13 protein-coding genes and 1 pseudogene are annotated in these 15,745 nt (G+C 74.5%); 6 read left to right on the top strand and 8 right to left on the bottom strand.

The window, feature by feature from the left end; genetic code table 11:
• Nucleotides 1-27 precede the first annotated feature (27 nt).
• Both AC3CHW_RS12910 and AC3CHW_RS12905 read right to left on the bottom strand, forming a co-directional pair.
• Nucleotides 28-1,770 (bottom strand): hypothetical protein, encoded by a 1,743-nt coding sequence (locus tag AC3CHW_RS12910; RefSeq protein WP_488470548.1) that lies wholly within the window; start codon nucleotides 1,768-1,770, stop codon nucleotides 28-30.
• A complete protein-coding gene (locus AC3CHW_RS12905) occupies nucleotides 1,767-2,423 on the bottom strand; it encodes a TetR/AcrR family transcriptional regulator (protein WP_488470547.1) in 657 nt (218 codons plus the stop codon). Before AC3CHW_RS12905 ends, AC3CHW_RS12910 begins: the two co-directional genes overlap by 4 nt.
• Before the next feature lie 635 nt (nucleotides 2,424-3,058).
• Here AC3CHW_RS12905 and AC3CHW_RS12900 point away from each other — a divergent pair.
• Nucleotides 3,059-4,483 (top strand): MFS transporter, encoded by a 1,425-nt coding sequence (locus tag AC3CHW_RS12900; protein ID WP_488471036.1) that lies wholly within the window; start codon nucleotides 3,059-3,061, stop codon nucleotides 4,481-4,483.
• Between the two features lie 158 nt (nucleotides 4,484-4,641).
• Here AC3CHW_RS12900 and AC3CHW_RS12895 read toward each other — a convergent pair whose 3' ends face one another.
• The 3 genes from AC3CHW_RS12895 to AC3CHW_RS12885 form a co-directional block, all read right to left on the bottom strand.
• Nucleotides 4,642-5,487, bottom strand: coding sequence for an SAM-dependent methyltransferase (locus AC3CHW_RS12895; RefSeq protein ID WP_488470546.1), 846 nt, complete (start codon nucleotides 5,485-5,487; stop codon nucleotides 4,642-4,644).
• 84 nt (nucleotides 5,488-5,571) lie between these two features.
• A complete protein-coding gene (locus AC3CHW_RS12890) occupies nucleotides 5,572-5,763 on the bottom strand; it encodes a hypothetical protein (RefSeq protein ID WP_488470545.1) in 192 nt (63 codons plus the stop codon).
• 582 nt (nucleotides 5,764-6,345) lie between these two features.
• Complete coding sequence (locus tag AC3CHW_RS12885; protein ID WP_488470544.1) at nucleotides 6,346-7,566, bottom strand: class I SAM-dependent methyltransferase; 1,221 nt, start codon at nucleotides 7,564-7,566, stop codon at nucleotides 6,346-6,348.
• Between the two features lie 300 nt (nucleotides 7,567-7,866).
• On the opposite strand from AC3CHW_RS12885, the gene groES reads away from it, so the two are divergent.
• Complete coding sequence (groES, locus tag AC3CHW_RS12880; protein WP_014178834.1) at nucleotides 7,867-8,175, top strand: co-chaperone GroES; 309 nt, start codon at nucleotides 7,867-7,869, stop codon at nucleotides 8,173-8,175.
• Between the two features lie 93 nt (nucleotides 8,176-8,268).
• Nucleotides 8,269-9,891, top strand: a complete 1,623-nt coding sequence (gene groL, locus AC3CHW_RS12875) for a chaperonin GroEL (protein WP_398609693.1) — start codon at nucleotides 8,269-8,271, stop codon at nucleotides 9,889-9,891.
• 274 nt (nucleotides 9,892-10,165) lie between these two features.
• Here the strand turns inward: groL and AC3CHW_RS12870 are convergent, their stop codons facing one another.
• Nucleotides 10,166-10,969 carry an SDR family NAD(P)-dependent oxidoreductase gene (locus tag AC3CHW_RS12870; protein WP_459250523.1) on the bottom strand — a complete coding sequence of 268 codons (804 nt, stop codon included), beginning with the start codon at nucleotides 10,967-10,969 and terminating at the stop codon, nucleotides 10,166-10,168.
• A gap of 105 nt (nucleotides 10,970-11,074) precedes the next feature.
• On the bottom strand, nucleotides 11,075-11,749 hold the full coding sequence (locus AC3CHW_RS12865; protein WP_488470543.1) for an MOSC domain-containing protein: 675 nt from the start codon (nucleotides 11,747-11,749) through the stop codon (nucleotides 11,075-11,077).
• Nucleotides 11,750-11,829: 80 nt separating this feature from the next.
• Here AC3CHW_RS12865 and AC3CHW_RS12860 point away from each other — a divergent pair.
• Nucleotides 11,830-12,744 (top strand): annotated as a pseudogene (locus AC3CHW_RS12860) (LysR family transcriptional regulator); the annotation flags it as partial.
• A 378-nt stretch (nucleotides 12,745-13,122) separates the two neighbouring features.
• Here the strand turns inward: AC3CHW_RS12860 and AC3CHW_RS12855 are convergent.
• Nucleotides 13,123-13,437, bottom strand: a complete 315-nt coding sequence (locus AC3CHW_RS12855; protein WP_176163571.1) for a WhiB family transcriptional regulator — start codon at nucleotides 13,435-13,437, stop codon at nucleotides 13,123-13,125.
• Nucleotides 13,438-13,816: 379 nt separating this feature from the next.
• On the opposite strand from AC3CHW_RS12855, the gene AC3CHW_RS12850 reads away from it, so the two are divergent.
• On the top strand, nucleotides 13,817-14,428 hold the full coding sequence (locus AC3CHW_RS12850; RefSeq protein ID WP_003948568.1) for a response regulator transcription factor: 612 nt from the start codon (nucleotides 13,817-13,819) through the stop codon (nucleotides 14,426-14,428).
• Between the two features lie 442 nt (nucleotides 14,429-14,870).
• Nucleotides 14,871-15,473: a sigma-70 family RNA polymerase sigma factor gene (locus AC3CHW_RS12845; protein ID WP_398609696.1), complete on the top strand. Its 603-nt coding sequence runs from the start codon at nucleotides 14,871-14,873 to the stop codon at nucleotides 15,471-15,473.
• Nucleotides 15,474-15,745 lie beyond the last annotated feature (272 nt).

Genomic DNA, 15,745 nt, shown 5'->3' with positions numbered 1-15,745 from the left:
CCCGAACCCCCGCGCCACCCCCACCCGTCAGGCCGAGGCCCCCCGCACCAGCAACCGCCCCTCCAGCGTTCCGATCACCACGTCGCCCGTGGGCGTCGTGGTCAGGGTCAGGGGGGTGAAGGGGTGGCCGCCCGGGGACGTGAGGGGGTGGCGGGTGTGGAGGGCGCCGGTGGTGGGGGAGAGGGTGAGGAGGTCGCCCGTCGCGGTGGTCGCGTAGAGGGTGTTCGCGTGCAGGTCCACGCCCGCGATGGCGGAGTCGGTCGGCAGCGACCAGGTCGGCTCGCCGTGTGGGAGGGCCCTGCTGGTGAGGCGGGGGGTGCCGGAGTCGGCGGTGGCGAGGATGAGGGCGGGGCCGGCGGCGTCGTTGACGTAGACCGCCGGGCCGCCACGGACGGCGGTCCTCGGGCCGAGCGGGAAGAGTGGCTCGACGGCGCCGGGCGCGTTCCGGTCGCCGAGGGACACGCGGGCCAGCCACGTCTCCTGGCGGGCCAGTCGCGCCTGCTCGGCGGCGTACGCGTACGACCCTCCGACGGCGTCGCCCCGTGCGGCGTCGGTCTCCGTGCCGGGTGGCGCCGGGCGGTCCCGTACGACCAGGGCGTACAGGTCCGGCGCGCGGCGGACGGTGAGTTCGGTGCGCACGTCGTAGTGGCCGAGGGGGACCGCGCCGAGCGGGGTGCCGTCGGGGGCGAAGAGCAGGGTGGCGGACGGGGACCACGAGGGCGGGGCGGGGAAGAGTTCGCAGGTGTCGCGGGCGGCCCAGACGCCGTCGGCGCGGGACGCGAGGAGGGCCGGGTAGCGGAGGCGGTGCTCCTCGCGCACGGAGCCGTCGGTCAGCGAGACCGCCAGCACGGTGGAGCGGCGGTTGTCGCTGGTGCCGGTGGCCACCGTGACGCGGGCGATGCGCTCGTCGGGGGTGACCTGAAGCTGGAGGCCGACGTACTGGAAGGACTCGGCCGGCGGCGGCACCGTCCATATCCGCCGCCCCTCGGGCGACCAGCACTCCAGCAGGTTGTCCTCGCGCGCGGCCAGCACCCGCCCGTCGCGCAGCGCCGCCACCGCCCACACCGCGCGCCGCGCCCGCCAGTCGCGCCCGCCGGCCGTGGCCAGCTCGTGCAGCTCGGCGTGGCGCGCCGGGACGTCCACCTCCGGTAGGCGGGCCGCCCAGTGGGGCGCGGCCGGTTGCCGTACGGCGAGGGGCGCGGGCCCGGGGGCGTCCGAGGGCCCGGAAGCCTCCTCGGACTCGGGGGCCAGGGTGAGCCAGTCGCCCGAGGGCGGGCGCGGCACGGCGGACTCCGCGTAGCGGATCAGCCCCTCCGACGCCAGGTCGTGCTCGGTCTCGGTGAGGAGTACGTCGAGCGTGTCGGCGTCCCGCCAACGCAGCGCGACCACGCCCGCGTCGGCGCACACCACCCGCGCCTGACGCCCCGTCACCACGTCGGTCAGCAGCAGCGTGCCGTGGCGCGCGTACTCGTCCCCCTCGTCCGTGCCGACCGCGAGGAGCGGCAGGGTGGGGTGGAAGGCGAGCGTGTCCACGGACTCGCCCGGCACCGCCACGGTGCGGTGGTACGACAGGTCGGCGCGCCGGTAGACCAGCACGCGGGGCGCGGGGCGCGACCCGTGCGGCAGGTCCACGGTGCGCGAGCGGGAGAAGGCGCCGCCCAGGTAGCCGACCACGGCCAGCCACCGCCCGTCGGCGCTCAGCGCGGTGTGGAACGCCGTGCCGACCTCGGGGAACGGCTCGTCGGGCACGATCCGTAGCGGCTGGCTCATCCCTTCGCCGTCCCACGGGCGAGCAGGCCGTCGATGAGCGCGTGCAGCCCGTTCGGTACGTCGCAGGCGCTCGCGACCTCGTGCCACTGGTCGCCGAGCGAGGTCAGCCGGGGCAGGGTGGCCGCGTCCTCGGGCGTGAGCATGTCCGGGATCGGGCGGTGTGTCGCGCCGTCGGTCGCCTCGCTGGCGCGGCGGTTGGTGGCGGCGTGGTAGGCGAGGTCGCCGTAGATGTAGAACCAGATGGCACGGTAGGCGCGGATGGCCTCGCGCGGCGCCAGGCCGCAGCGGATCGCGGAGTCGAGGATCTCCTCCACCATCCACATGGCGCCCTTGTCGGTGACGTGCCCGAGGCCGAGCACCTCGACCACCCACGGCAGTCGTTGGAGCACGTCGTGGATGTGCAGGGCCGTGACGTAGATGCGCTCGCGCGGCGCCGGGGGCAGCTCGGGGCGTGGGGCGGAGGCGGCCATGCCGGCGAGGACGAGCAGCAGCAACTCGTCCTTGTCGCGCACGTGGTGGTAGAGCGCGCGCGGGGTGCTGCCGACCTCCTTGGCCAGCCGGCGCATGGACAGCGCGTGCACGCCCTCCTCCTCCAGGATGCGCCGCGCGGTGGTCACGATCGCCGCGCGCTCCAGGCGCGGGGGCCGCCCCACGGGCCGCCCGGTGGCACGCGCGCCCCCCGCGCCCGCCGCACGCGCCGCTGCCGTCTTGCGCCCCGCTCCCGCCTCGCCCCTCGCTCCCGCCTCGCGTGCCGCTGCCGTCTCTTCCGTGCTCACCCGTCCACCCGTTCACCGCTTCTCGTCCCGACGTCTGGCCGGCCCGGCGCCCGGCACCCCGCCGCGCCCGCCACCCGGGCCGCTCGATCATCCGGCTCGCCCGGCTACCCGATCACCCGAGCCGCCCGGCCACCCGATCCGCCCGGCCACCTGGCCGTCCGGTCCCCATCCTCCCCGGCGCCTGGCTGTGCCGCCGTGCCCACCCTCCCGTTCGGCCCCGACGGCACCCGCCACCGACGGCGGCGAGCGGTCCCGGTGAGTTTTTCCACGCGTGTAGTAATCTGCGTCGCAGAGTGCTGGCAGCCGGCCGCGCGGTCGGCCCAATCCGCATGCCCGGAGGGTGAGTTGTGACGTACGAAGCCGATCCCCGGGACGGGACCACCGGAAGCGGTAGCGAGGTCGGGCGAGCCCTTCCGCGCGGCGTGGACGCGGGGGGCGAGGCGGGGCCCGAGCCGCGGCACGGGGGGCTGCTCGCGGTGGTGCTGACCGTCCAGTTCCTGGTGGCGCTCGACATGTCCGTGGTGAACGTGGCGCTGCCCGACATCCGCGCTGACCTGGGCTTCTCCGCCGACGACCTGCTGTGGGTGGTCAACGCGTACGCGCTCGCCTTCGGCGGTCTGCTGATGTTCGGCGGGCGCCTCGCCGACCTCGTGGGCCGGCGGCGCACGCTGATCGCCGGGCTCGCCGTCTTCGGCGCCGCGAGCCTCGGCGGCGGACTGGTCGGCTCGCCGGGCGCCCTGATAGCCGCCCGCGCGCTCCAGGGCGTGGGCGCCGCGGCCCTGGCGCCCGTCGCCTTCGCCCTCATCACCGTCACCCTGCCGGCCGGGCCCGCCCGCTCCCGGGCACTCGGCCTGTGGGGGATGGCGGGCGCGGCCGGCGGCGCGGTCGGCGTCCTCGCGGGCGGGCTGCTCACCGAGGCGGCCGGCTGGCGCTCCGTCCTGCTGATCAACGTGCCGATCGTGGCGCTCGCGCTGGTCGGCGCGCGCCGCTGGATCGCGCCCGACCGGCGCGCGGGCGCCCCACCGCGGCTCGACCTGGCCGGGGCCGTGCTCGTCACGCTCGGCATGACCGCGCTCGTCTTCGGCCTGGTGCGAACGGAGACCTACGGCTGGGCCTCGGCCGAGACGGTGGGCACGCTGGCCCTCGCGGTGCTGCTGCTCGCCGCGTTCGTCGTGGTCGAGCTGCGTACGCGGCAGCCGCTGCTGCGCATCGGACTGCTGGCCAACCGCCCGCTGCTGGCCGCGAACCTCTTCGTGATGCTGCTGTTCTCCGGCCAGTTCGCGACGTTCTACTTCCTGTCGCTCTACACCCAGCAGGTCCTCGACTACGGCCCGACCGAGGCCGGCCTGTCCTTCCTGCCGTTCTGCGCCGGGATCCTCGTCGGCTCGGTGATCGCCACCCGCGCCGTGGCCGTCGTCGGCCTGCGCTGGTTGCTGGTGGTCGGCGGGGCCGTCGGGGCCGCCGGCTTCGGCTGGTTCGCGCTCGCGGTCTCCGCCGACGGCACGTTCCTGACCGCCATGCTCGGCCCGTCCCTGGTCGCCAGCGTGGGCGTCGGCATGTGCTTCGTACCGCTGGGCACCGCCGCCACCACCGGCGTCACCCCGGCCGAGGCCGGCATGGCCTCCGGGTTGCTCAACAGCTTCCGGCAGATCGGCGGCTCGCTGGGCCTCGCGGTCCTGGTGACCGTGGCGGCCCGCGCCACCGACCGGGCGCACGGCTCCGCCGCCGAGCGGCTGACCAGCGGATACGCCACCGCCTTCGCCGCCTCGGCCGGCCTGCTGCTGGCCGCCGCGCTGGTCGCGGCCACGCTGCTACGGGGACGGGGACGAGGCCAGGCTCCGGCGCCCGGCGCGCCCGCCGAGGCCGCCGCCACCGCGACGGGAGCCGGAGCGGGCACCGTGGCCGAGGGCGGGCGCGCGCGAGGGGCGGCCGGGTAGCGGGCCTCGTCCCCGCCCGTTGAATCGCCGCCCCGCTGGCCAAGCCACCCGTTCCGGGGGCGGGGCCCGACGTCGCCGGAGCCCGGCCGCCCGCCACCCGGACCGGGGCCACGCCTCGGTCGTCAGCAGCCGGCCACGACCCGGTGGTCACCGGCCGGCTACGCCGTGGTGGCCACCAGGACCGCGTACCCGATCTGGGTGTCACCCGTGAACCGGACGGCGATGTCCCTCGTGCGCTGGAGGAGATCGACGACCGCCGGGTCGGCGGCACCCCCGTCGATGGTCTGGAGGAGCTTCTCGGCGGCGTCCCGGCAGCTCTCGTACGTGCCGCGGACGCTGTGCTCGGAGATGTCGAGCGACTCCCTGAGCGTCAGGCCGCTCCTCGCCAGCAACTCCGGGTACGCGGCGAGTGGGACGATCGAGGGGGCCCGTACCAGCTCGCCGAAGGTCGCCAGCAACTCCTCGTCCGCCGGGGACAGCGGGCCGCGCAGCACCACGTTGGAGATCACCACCCGTGCGCCGGGGCGCAGCACCCGCGCGGTCTGCCGCAGCACGTGCTCCGGGTCCGGCATGTGCAGGAGCGACTCGAACAGCCACGCGCCGTCGAAGCTCCGTGCCGCGAAGGGCAGGTCGACCGCGTCCGCTCGCTGGAAACGCACCGTCTCGGCCAGCCCTTCCCGGGCGGCGAGTTCGGTGGCCACCCGTACCTGCTCCGGGCTGATCGTCACACCCGTCACCCGGGCGTCGGTCGCCATCGCCAGTTCGACGGCCGGGCGTCCGGCGCCGCAGCCGATGTCGAGCACGGACTGACCGGCCGTGACGCCGAGTTTCTCGATCATCAACGCGGTCATGCGCCGGGAGGCTTCCACCATGGAGCCGCTGTCCGAGGCGTCCGGCCAGTAGCCGTAGTGGATGCTGCCGCCGAGCGCTTCGAGGAAGAACGCGGTGGACTGGTCGTACATCGCGCTGATGCTCTCGGCATGGGACACAGGAGTGTCGTTCATCGTCGGAACCTTTCGTCGTGCCGAGGGCCGCCCCGCGCTCGATGTCCTTCCACGGTGCGGCGATGACCGGAGGTCGCGGCGCGCTCAGCGCGCGCGGTGGCGGGCGGAGACGTCGGCGACCTGGTGGATGTCGCCGGGCAGCAGGTCGCTCGCCTCCGAGCCGACGGCCAACGAGCGGCCGTCGGTGCTGACGGAGGGGGCGGGGGCGTATGAGGGGTCGTGGGGGAGGGCCGTACGAGGGGCCGCCGGCGGTGCGCCGACGGCGGTCGGGCTCACGCGCTTCGCGCTGCGCGCTCCGTGCGCCCGGCGTGCGCGCCGGCCGGCCCCGCCCCGGGCGCGCCCACCGGCTCCGCCCCGTGCGCGCCCGGGGCCCGGCGGTCAGGTGCCGGGTGCGCGGACGCCGCCTCGGTAGACAACGGGGCCGCCGTCACGCGGGCCGCCACCGGCGGGGCCCACGCTCTCCGCGCTCTTCGACTGGTGCTTCCCATGACGCTCCCCCCGGGGCCGCCGGCCCGCCGCCTTCGCGCCGCCCTGACGGACGACACGGACCGAGCGTCCCCCGCCCCGGGCCCGGAGCACGGTGCGTTCGGCATCGAGGGCGGGAAATACGCCTGGTGCGGGAGTGTCGCCCAGACATTCGAGCGGTACCGGAGTAACCGACGTGCCACCGGGGCGCGTCGGGCGAGGCGTCCGGCGGCGGAAAGCCGGCCCCAGGAGCGCCCGCCCGCCGGAGACCGCCTGCTCGGGGCCAGCGCGCGCCCACGCCCGCGACGCCCAGGCCAGCGCACGCCCACGCCAACGCGCGCCCACGCCCGCGCGGGCCCACGCCCGCGCGCGTCCGCGCCGGACCCGACCGCCCTACGCGGCCGGCCGCCCCGGGCGGCCGATCAGCATGGAGGGCGCGCCGGCCACCCGGGTCAGGAACACCGTCGCCGACGCCGCGCCCTGCGGCCTGACCTTCTTGCGCAGCTCCTCGGGCGTCACCGGCGAACCGCGCTTCTTCACCGTCAGCACCCCGACCTCCCGCTCGCGCAACAGCGCCTTGAGGCGTTTGACGTTGAACGGCAGCACGTCCGTGATCTCGTACGCGCTGGCGTACGGCGTCGGCACCAGTTCGTCCGCGGTGACGTACGCGATCGTCGGGTCGATCAGCCGCCCGCCGACCCGCTGCGCCACGTCCGCGACCAGGTGGGCCCGGATCACCGCCCCGTCCGGCTCGTACAACCAGCGGCCCACCGGTCCCGGCTCGGGGTCCGGGAGCCCCGCGCCGGTCAGCGAGGCGCCGCCGGGCAGCAGGGTCGCGCGGCGGGCGCCCGGGGCCGTGCCGAACCACAGCACGGCCTCCTTCACGTCCCCGCCGTCCGAGATCCACTCCGCCTCGGCGTCCCGTGGGATGGCCTCGTGCGGCACGCCGGGCGCGACCTTCAGCGCCGCGTGCGGGACGGCGCGGGCGGCGCCGACGGCCCAGGACAGCGGCGGCGAGTACGCCTCGGGGTCGAAGATCCGGCCCCGGCCGCCGGTCGTGGAGCCGCCCCGCCCGGTGGCGCGCCGGGCGGGGTCGACGAACACCGCGTCGTAACCGGCGGTGTCCACGTCGGCGACGTCGGCGCAGCGCACCTCGATCAGTTCGGCGAGGCCAAGGGCCGCCGCGTTGGCGCGGGCGACGGCGCAGGTCAGCGGGGAGCGGTCGACGGCGAGCACCCGCACGCCGGCGCGCGCCAGCGCGATCGCGTCGCCGCCGACGCCGCAGCACAGGTCGGCCAGTCGGCGCGCCCCGAGAGTCGCGAACCGCTCCGCCCGGTGCGCGGCCACGGTGGCGCGGGTGGCCTGCTCGACGCCGTCGGGCGTGAAGTACATCCGGTACGCGTCGGCCGCGCCGAACTTCGCCGCCGCCCGCTGGCGCAGCCGCGCCTGGCCGATCGCGGCGGAGACCAGCTCGGCCGGGTGGTCGCGGCGCAGCCTGGTGGCGGCGGTCAGCTCGGCGGCCGGGTCGAGGTCGCGCAGCGCGCCGAGCAGGGCCTGCCCCTCGTCGGTCAACAGGGCGTGGAAGGTCTCGACGGGCGGGGTGGTGGCGCTCACCGGCCCATTCTCGCAGCGCACCGGCGACCGGGCCGCGCGGGCGGGCGGCCGACCCGGACGCGCCCGGCACGCGCTCCGTACGCGCCCCCCGACACGCCGCGTACGGGGCCCGACGAGCGGCGCCGCGTTGGCACTCCGCTTGACCGAGTGCTAACCGCGTCCTAGTCTCAGGGCTGGCACTCCACATCGCGGAGTGCCAAACACAGCGACGGGCAGATCCGGCACCCGCGACGACGGATCTACCAGGTCGCCACCTCAGACAGTTAACCCCGTGAGATCTCCGAAGGGGGAGGTCGGATCGTGACGACCGCCAGCTCCAAGGTTGCCATCAAGCCGCTTGAGGACCGCATCGTGGTCCAGCCGCTCGACGCCGAGCAGACCACGGCCTCGGGCCTGGTCATTCCGGACACCGCTAAGGAGAAGCCCCAGGAGGGCGTCGTCCTGGCCGTGGGCCCGGGCCGCTTCGAGGACGGCAACCGTCTTCCGCTCGACGTTTCCGTCGGCGACGTCGTGCTGTACAGCAAGTACGGCGGCACCGAGGTGAAGTACAACGGCGAGGAGTACCTCGTCCTCTCGGCTCGCGACGTGCTCGCGATCATCGAGAAGTAATTCACCCAGTTTTACGTGATCTGCGCCCCGGCCACCCGTGTCTGAACAACCGGGCGTCCGGGGCGTAGTTCTTTGGAGAGGACTTAGGCAACCATGGCGAAGATCCTGAAGTTCGATGAGGACGCCCGTCGCGCCCTCGAACGCGGTGTCAACAAGCTCGCTGACACCGTCAAGGTGACGATCGGCCCCAAGGGTCGCAACGTCGTCATCGACAAGAAGTTCGGCGCCCCGACCATCACCAACGACGGCGTCACCATCGCCCGTGAGGTCGAGGTCGAGGACCCGTTCGAGAACCTGGGCGCCCAGCTCGTGAAGGAGGTGGCGACCAAGACCAACGACATCGCGGGTGACGGCACCACCACCGCCACCGTGCTGGCCCAGGCGCTGGTCCGCGAGGGCCTGCGCAACGTCGCCGCCGGCGCTTCCCCGGCCGCCCTGAAGAAGGGCATCGACGCCGCGGTCAAGGCGGTCTCCGAGGACCTCCTCGCGACCGCCCGCCCGATCGACGAGAAGTCCGACATCGCGGCCGTCGCCGGCCTGTCCGCCCAGGACAAGCAGGTCGGCGAGCTGGTCGCCGAGGCGATGGACAAGGTCGGCAAGGACGGTGTCATCACCGTCGAGGAGTCCAACACCTTCGGCCTGGAGCTGGACTTCACCGAGGGCATGGCCTTCGACAAGGGCTACCTGTCCCCGTACATGGTCACCGACCAGGAGCGTATGGAGGCCGTCCTCGACGACCCGTACATCCTGATCCACCAGGGCAAGATCAGCTCCATCCAGGACCTGCTGCCGCTGCTTGAGAAGGTCATCCAGCAGGGTGCCTCCAAGCCGCTGCTGATCATCGCCGAGGACGTCGAGGGCGAGGCGCTGTCCACCCTCGTCGTCAACAAGATCCGCGGCACGTTCAACGCCGTGGCCGTCAAGGCCCCCGGCTTCGGTGACCGCCGCAAGGCCATGCTCGGCGACATCGCCACCCTCACCGGTGCGACCGTCATCGCCGAGGAGGTCGGCCTCAAGCTCGACCAGGCCGGCCTGGACGTGCTCGGCACCGCCCGCCGCGTGACCATCACCAAGGACGACACCACCCTCGTGGACGGCGGCGGCAACGCCGACGACGTCAAGGGCCGGGTCGCGCAGATCAAGGCCGAGATCGAGGCCACGGACTCCGACTGGGACCGCGAGAAGCTCCAGGAGCGCCTCGCGAAGCTGGCCGGTGGCGTGTGCGTGATCCGCGTCGGCGCGGCCACCGAGGTGGAGCTCAAGGAGAAGAAGCACCGTCTGGAGGACGCCATCTCCGCGACCCGCGCCGCGGTCGAGGAGGGCATCGTCTCCGGTGGTGGCTCCGCGCTCGTCCACGCCGCCAAGGCGCTGGAGGGCGGCCTGGGCAAGGAGGGCGACGAGGCCACCGGTGTCGCCGTCGTCCGCCGCGCGGTCGTCGAGCCGCTGCGCTGGATCGCCGAGAACGCCGGCCTTGAGGGCTACGTCATCACCTCCAAGGTCGCCGACCTGGAGAAGGGTCAGGGCTTCAACGCCGCGACCGGCGAGTACGGCGACCTGATCAAGGCCGGCGTCATCGACCCGGTCAAGGTCACCCGCTCCGCCCTGGAGAACGCCGCGTCCATCGCGTCGCTGCTGCTCACCACCGAGACCCTGGTGGTGGAGAAGCCGGCCGAGGAGGAGCCCGACGCGGGCCACGGCCACGGCCACTCCCACTGATCCCCGGATCAGCCAGCACCACCGCCGAGGCCCGGCGCTCCCCTCAGGGGGAACGCCGGGCCTCGTCGCGTCCGGGCCGGGCCCGGCTCTGGGCCTGGGGTCGGCCGGAGCGGGCCGCCGCTGGACATGGCCCTGACATCCGCCCGCGCGGGGCGCGCCGTGCCGGACGGCGGTCGGCGGGGGCCGCGTGCCCGTACGAGGTGTACGAGTCGTACGCGAAGCAGGGCGCCAACTCGCCCACGTACGCGACCGGTTGGGGAATCCGGGACAGGGGTCAGCGCGGCCCGTAGCGGCGGCCGGTCCTGGAGGAGGCGCGGGCCAGCGTGGCGCGGGGCGCGAGCCTGGCAAGGCCGGTCAGCGCCTTGTACCGGGGGTCGGGCACCGAGAGCGACTTGCCGCGCGCGAGATCCTTGAGCGCCGCGTCCACCAGCCGGTCCGCGTCCAGCCACATCCAGCCGGGGATGTTCTCGGTGTTCATCCCGGCCCGCTGGTGGAACTCCGTCCGCACGAACCCCGGGCACAGCGCCATCAGCCGCACCCCCGAGTCGCCCAGGTCGTGGGCCGCGCCCTGGGTGAACTGCACGACCCACGCCTTGCTCGCCCCGTACGTGCCGCGCGGCACGAACGCCGCGACCGAGGCCACGTTCACCACCCCGCCGCGACCCCGCTCGCGCATCGGCACCACGGCCGCCGTGGTCAGCCGCAACACGGCCTCGCAGTGCACCTTCAGCATCGTCAACTCGTCCGCTACCGGAACGTCCAGGAACTGGCCCTTGTTGCCGAACCCGGCGTTGTTGACCAGCAGGTCGACCGGGCGCGCGCGGTCCCCGAGCCGCTCCTCGACGGCCGCGATGCCCGCCTCGTCGGACAGGTCAGCGGAGATCACCTCGACCTCCACGCCGTGCCGGTCGTGCAACTCCGTCGCCTGCTCCCGCAGCCGCCCCGCGTCACGCGCCACCAGTACCAGGTTGTGCCCGGCCCCGTGCCCCTTGGCCTGCGCGGTTCCCTGTGCGGCCAGCCGCCGCGCGAACGCCGCGCCGATGCCCGCCGTCGCTCCCGTGATCAGTGCAGTCGTCATACGGGGCACGCTATCCGGCCCCGGCGCGACGGCGGACACGGACGCCCTGGTCAGTGCCGCGCCACGGCCGCGCGGCGCGCCGCCATCCGGGCCGAGCGGGACGAACTAGGAACTCTCGCGGCGCCCGCCCGCCTCCGCGCGCCGCAGCGCCTTCTCGTACGCCTCCGGGTGCAGCGCCCGGCCGGCCGCCAACACCCGTGGCCACAGGTCGGGTTCGCCGGTGCTGGCGCGGAACAGGAAGGCGACGCTCACCTCGTGCTCGGGCCGGTACGCGATCTCGATGGGGTCCCCGGCGCTGATCTCGCCCGGCTCGATGACGCGCAGGTACGCGCCGGGCAGCCCGGCCCGCGTGAACCGCTTCACCCAGCGCTGCTCGCCGAGGAAGCCCGCGAAGGTGCGGCACGGCGTGCGCGGCGAGGTCACCTCAAGGAGCAGCGAGCGCCCGACCCGCCAACGCTCCCCGATCAGCGCGCCGTTGACGTCGAGCCCGCTGGTGGTGAGGTTCTCGCCGAAGACGCCGCTGGGCAGCGCGCGCCCCAACTCGCCCTCCCACCCGTCGAGGTCCTCGCGCGCGTACGCGTAGACCGCCTGGTCGTCGCCGCCGTGGTGGCGGGTGTCGCAGACGGCGTCCCCGGCCAACCCGCTGGCCCCGACGCCCTTGGGTCCGGGGGCGCTGACGGCCACCGGGCCCGTGACGGGCCGCTTGTCGATGCCGGTGTGCTCGGCGTCGGTGTGCGCGGAGCGCTCCGGGCGGCCGAGGTTCAGTGAGAGCACGTGCATGCCCGCACGGTAGGCGACCCGCCCTCAAAGCGTCGAGCGAAATTTTACGTTTCCCCCCAAGGGTCCCTTATGCTCGAAGCATGATCGAGGCCCGTCACCTCCGAGTGCTCCGCGCGGTGGACGCCACCGGTTCCTTCTCCGCGGCGGCACGCGACCTGGGCTGTACGCAGCCGGCGGTCAGCCAGCAGATGAAGGCCCTGGAGCAGGCCGCGGGCACCGCGTTGCTGGTCCGTACGGGCCGTGAGATCCGGCTGACCGAGGCGGGCCGCGCCCTGCTGCGGCACGCGGTCGGCATCCTGGCCGGGCTGACCGCCGCCGAGGAGGAGGTGGCCGCCATCGCCGGGCTTCGCGCGGGCCGGGTGCGGCTGGTCTCCTTCCCGAGCGGCAGCTCCGCGCTGGTGCCCACCGCCCTGGCCGAGCTGCGCGCGGCCCACCCGGGCACCGAGGTCTCGCTGGTGGACGCCGAGCCGCCGCGCTCGGTCGAACTGCTGCGGGCCGGCGACTGCGAGATCGCGCTGGCCTTCCGCTATCCGGGGGTCGGCGGCGCGGCCGGCACCCCGCGGGACGCGGCCGAGTGGAGCGACCTGGCGGTACGCCCGCTGCTGACCGACCGGCTGATCGGCCTGGTCCCCGAGGGGCACCGGTTCGCCGAGGCGCGGGTGGTGGGGATCGCGGAGCTGGCCGAGGAACCGTGGATCGCTGGCTGCCCGCGCTGCCGCCGGCACCTGGTCGAGGTCTGCGAGGAGGCGGGCTTCACGCCCCGCATCGACTTCGCCACCGACGACTACCCGGCCGTGGTCGGCCTGGTCGGCGCGGGCCTGGGCGTCGCGGTGCTGCCCGAACTGGCGCTGGAGTCGGTGCGGACGAAGGGGGTGCGTACGGTGCGCGTCGAGCCCGCCGTGCACCGCGAGGTGGTGGCGCTCACGCTGCCCGACCTGACGCGCGTCCCGGCCGTGGCGGCCACCTTGGACCGACTGGAACTCGCCTCCCGACGCGCCGTCGGCCACCCGCCACGGCCCGCCGCCACCGCCGACCCGGCCGTTGCCGACGCGGCCCCCGACAGCGCACTCGACGCCGCGCCTCACGCCGTCGCCGCCGGCGCCGCGGCACGGTCCGCGCCCGGCCGGCTGGACCCGCGGCACGCCGCCCGCTGAACCGGGGCCCCGCCTCGGTCGTGCTCCGCCGACGCGCCAGCGGGGTTCGCGCCCGCGCACATTGCTCGCGCCGCGCTCCGCCAAACGGGTGGGAAGTGGGCCGCCGGTGCGGCGGTCAGCTCATGCGGTACGGCGGGGGTCGCGGTGCGGGCGAGGGGCCGGAAAGGCTCGGGGTGACCCGCAGGCAGGAGAAACGTTTCTGCTGATCGGGGCGGGGCGTCAGCTCGCCGACGGGGTGGCGGCGGCGATCGCCCGGTGGCGTGCGCGCCCCATCAGTTCCTCGCGCTCGTCCTCCGTCAGGCCGCCCCACACGCCGTACGGCTCCCGCACGGCGAGCGCGTGGGCCGCGCACTCGGCGCGCACCGGGCACCGCATGCACACCTCCTTGGCCGAGGTCTCACGCGCGCTGCGCGCCGCGCCGCGCTCGCCCTCGGGGTGGAAGAAGAGCGAGCTGTCGACCCCCCGGCACGCGGCCAGCAACTGCCAGTCCCACAGGTCGGCGTTGGGTCCGGGAAGGCGGGAGAAATCTGCCATTGCTATCCCCTTGCAGGCGATCTGATGCGGACGGGGTGTCGCGTGGTCGCGCATCTGCTGTGTAAGCAGATGTAAATATGACTCATTGCGAATCTAGCCATAGACGCCGCCGAAATGAAGTAAAAGCCACCAAATAGGGCAAAGGATCCGAAGGAGGCGCGGCCTGCGGCTCGCGGTTCGGAACGTGTTCCTCCCCTCACGGAGCGTGCCGAAGGTGGCCCTCTCACCCCGTAACTCTTTCGGGTGACCGTCGTTGAGAGTGCGAGGCGGTTGATGAATGAAGCGCTCGGGCAGATGTCCGACGGATCGACCGCTCAGGTGACGAAAAGTACCCAGCCTGGAGGCTCAAGGTGACGCGCATCAGCTCCGGAGGGCGGCCATGACTTCCGTCCTCGTTTGCGACGACTCCCCGCTTGCCCGAGAGGCGCTGCGCCGCGCGGTGGCGACCGTGCCCGGCGTCGAGCGCGTGACGACTGCGGCCAACGGCGAGGAAGTCCTCCGCCGCTGGGGCGCCGACCGCTCGGACCTGATTCTGATGGACGTACGGATGCCGGGACTCGGCGGCGTGGAGACCGTGCGCCGCCTGCTGTCCGCCGACCCCGGCGCCCGGATCATCATGCTGACGGTCGCCGAGGACCTGGACGGCGTGGCCCTCGCGGTCGCCGCCGGCGCCCGCGGCTATCTGCACAAGGACGCCTCGCGCGCCGAGTTGCGGGCCACCGTGACGCAGGCGCTCGCCGACCCGACCTGGCGGCTGGCCCCGCGCCGGCTGCGCTCGGCCGAGATGGGCGCGGCGCCCACGCTCACGGCGCGCGAGATCCAGGTCCTGGAGGGCATGAGCCACGGCCGCTCGAACGCCGAGATCGGCCGGGAGCTGTTCCTCTCCGAGGACACGGTGAAGACGCACGCGAGGCGGCTGTTCAAGAAGCTCGGCGCCTCGGACCGGGCCCACGCCGTCGCGCTGGGCTTCCGCTGGGGTCTGGTCCGCTAGGGCCCCTCGCCATGGATCGCCTGCCTCCCGCTCGCTGGGTGGACGACGCTGACGGTGCCGCTGACCGCCCGCGTCGCCCCGCGGGGCGTGGTGGCGGCGTGACGCGCCCCGTCCGCCGCGCGGTGGGCGGGGGCGGCGGGAACGAACGCCTCCGGAACCGATTTGAGTGGGTCGTACGTCACCTTCCGCACGCGCGTGACCAGCGAAGAGGCCACCGCCGTGGGCGAGCCGGCCGCGTGCTGGGCGGCGGATGTGGCAGCCGCTTGTGTCAGTTCGGCCCGCGCTGCCGCATCCTTGAGGCATGGAGTTCCTCGGGGACGGCTTGGGCAGGCGTGAGGGGAGGGCGCGCGAGTTGAGTGCGAACGCTCCCGCTTATAACGCTTCGACGTACAACCACGGGCGCGGTGCCACGGAAGTCGCGGCGCCAAGGCACCATGGACCGATGCGTGACGACGAGAAGCCAGGGTCGGCGGTGGCCGCGGGTCCTGGCGACATCGGAACCCTCGTCCGCCGCGCCACCGCGGGCGACGATCGGGCCACCCACGACCTCCTCGCCCTCGTGCACCCACTCGCCCTGCGGTACTGCCGCAGGAAGCTGTCCCGGCTGCCGGGCGACGCCCGGCACTTCGTGGACGACCTGGCGCAGGAAGTCTGCCTCGCGGTGCTGTGCGCGCTGCCGCGCTACCGCGACACGGGCAAGCCCTTCGAGGCGTTCGTCGTCGCGATCGCCGCGCACAAGGTGGCCGATCTCCAGCGGGCCGCGATGCGCCGCCCCGGCAGTACGGCCGTGCCCTCCGACGAGATGCCCGAGCGGCCCGACGACTCGCTCGGCCCCGAGGAGCGCGCCCTGCTCAGCAGCGACGCCGCCTGGGCCAAGAAGCTGCTCGCCAACCTCCCCGAGCACCAGCGCGAGCTGGTGCTGCTGCGGGTCGCGGTCGGCCTGACCGCGGAGGAGACCGGGCAGGTGCTCGGCATGTCGCCGGGCGCGGTCCGGGTCGCCCAGCACCGCGCGCTGAGCCGGTTGAGAGCCCTCGCCGAGCAGTAGGGCCCGACGCCCACACCGCTCGCCCGGCCCACCCGTTCCCCGCCCCCTGCCCACACCGCTCGCCCGGCCCACCCGCTCCCCGTCCCCTCCGCCTCTCGTCCCACCCGCTTCCCGCCCCCGGCGGGCCCGTGGTCCCGGCCGAGCGGGGACGTGGGGCCCGGTGGAGCGGGGGACGTACGGCCGGCGGCGAGTGGGCTGACCGGCCCGGAAGTGGAATGTGGCATCCGGGTGGCCGGAGGGCGGAATGTTGGGGTCGCCCCGCCCGTTAGCAT

This window comes from Streptomyces sp. MGP-BFMKR1 (assembly GCF_057766585.1).
Note: the sequence above shows the minus strand (reverse complement) of the source record. Positions and strands in the feature narration are given on the sequence as shown.

Coding starts and splice junctions, on each gene's coding strand:
- AC3CHW_RS12910 (WP_488470548.1), bottom strand. CDS start 1,770: ATGAGCCAGCCGCTACGGATCGTGCCCGACGAGCCGTTCCCCGAGGTC.
- AC3CHW_RS12900 (WP_488471036.1), top strand. CDS start 3,059: ATGTCCGTGGTGAACGTGGCGCTGCCCGACATCCGCGCTGACCTGGGC.
- AC3CHW_RS12895 (WP_488470546.1), bottom strand. CDS start 5,487: ATGAACGACACTCCTGTGTCCCATGCCGAGAGCATCAGCGCGATGTAC.
- groL (WP_398609693.1), top strand. CDS start 8,269: ATGGCGAAGATCCTGAAGTTCGATGAGGACGCCCGTCGCGCCCTCGAA.
- AC3CHW_RS12870 (WP_459250523.1), bottom strand. CDS start 10,969: ATGACGACTGCACTGATCACGGGAGCGACGGCGGGCATCGGCGCGGCG.
- AC3CHW_RS12865 (WP_488470543.1), bottom strand. CDS start 11,749: ATGCACGTGCTCTCACTGAACCTCGGCCGCCCGGAGCGCTCCGCGCAC.
- AC3CHW_RS12855 (WP_176163571.1), bottom strand. CDS start 13,437: ATGGCAGATTTCTCCCGCCTTCCCGGACCCAACGCCGACCTGTGGGAC.
- AC3CHW_RS12850 (WP_003948568.1), top strand. CDS start 13,817: ATGACTTCCGTCCTCGTTTGCGACGACTCCCCGCTTGCCCGAGAGGCG.
- AC3CHW_RS12845 (WP_398609696.1), top strand. CDS start 14,871: ATGCGTGACGACGAGAAGCCAGGGTCGGCGGTGGCCGCGGGTCCTGGC.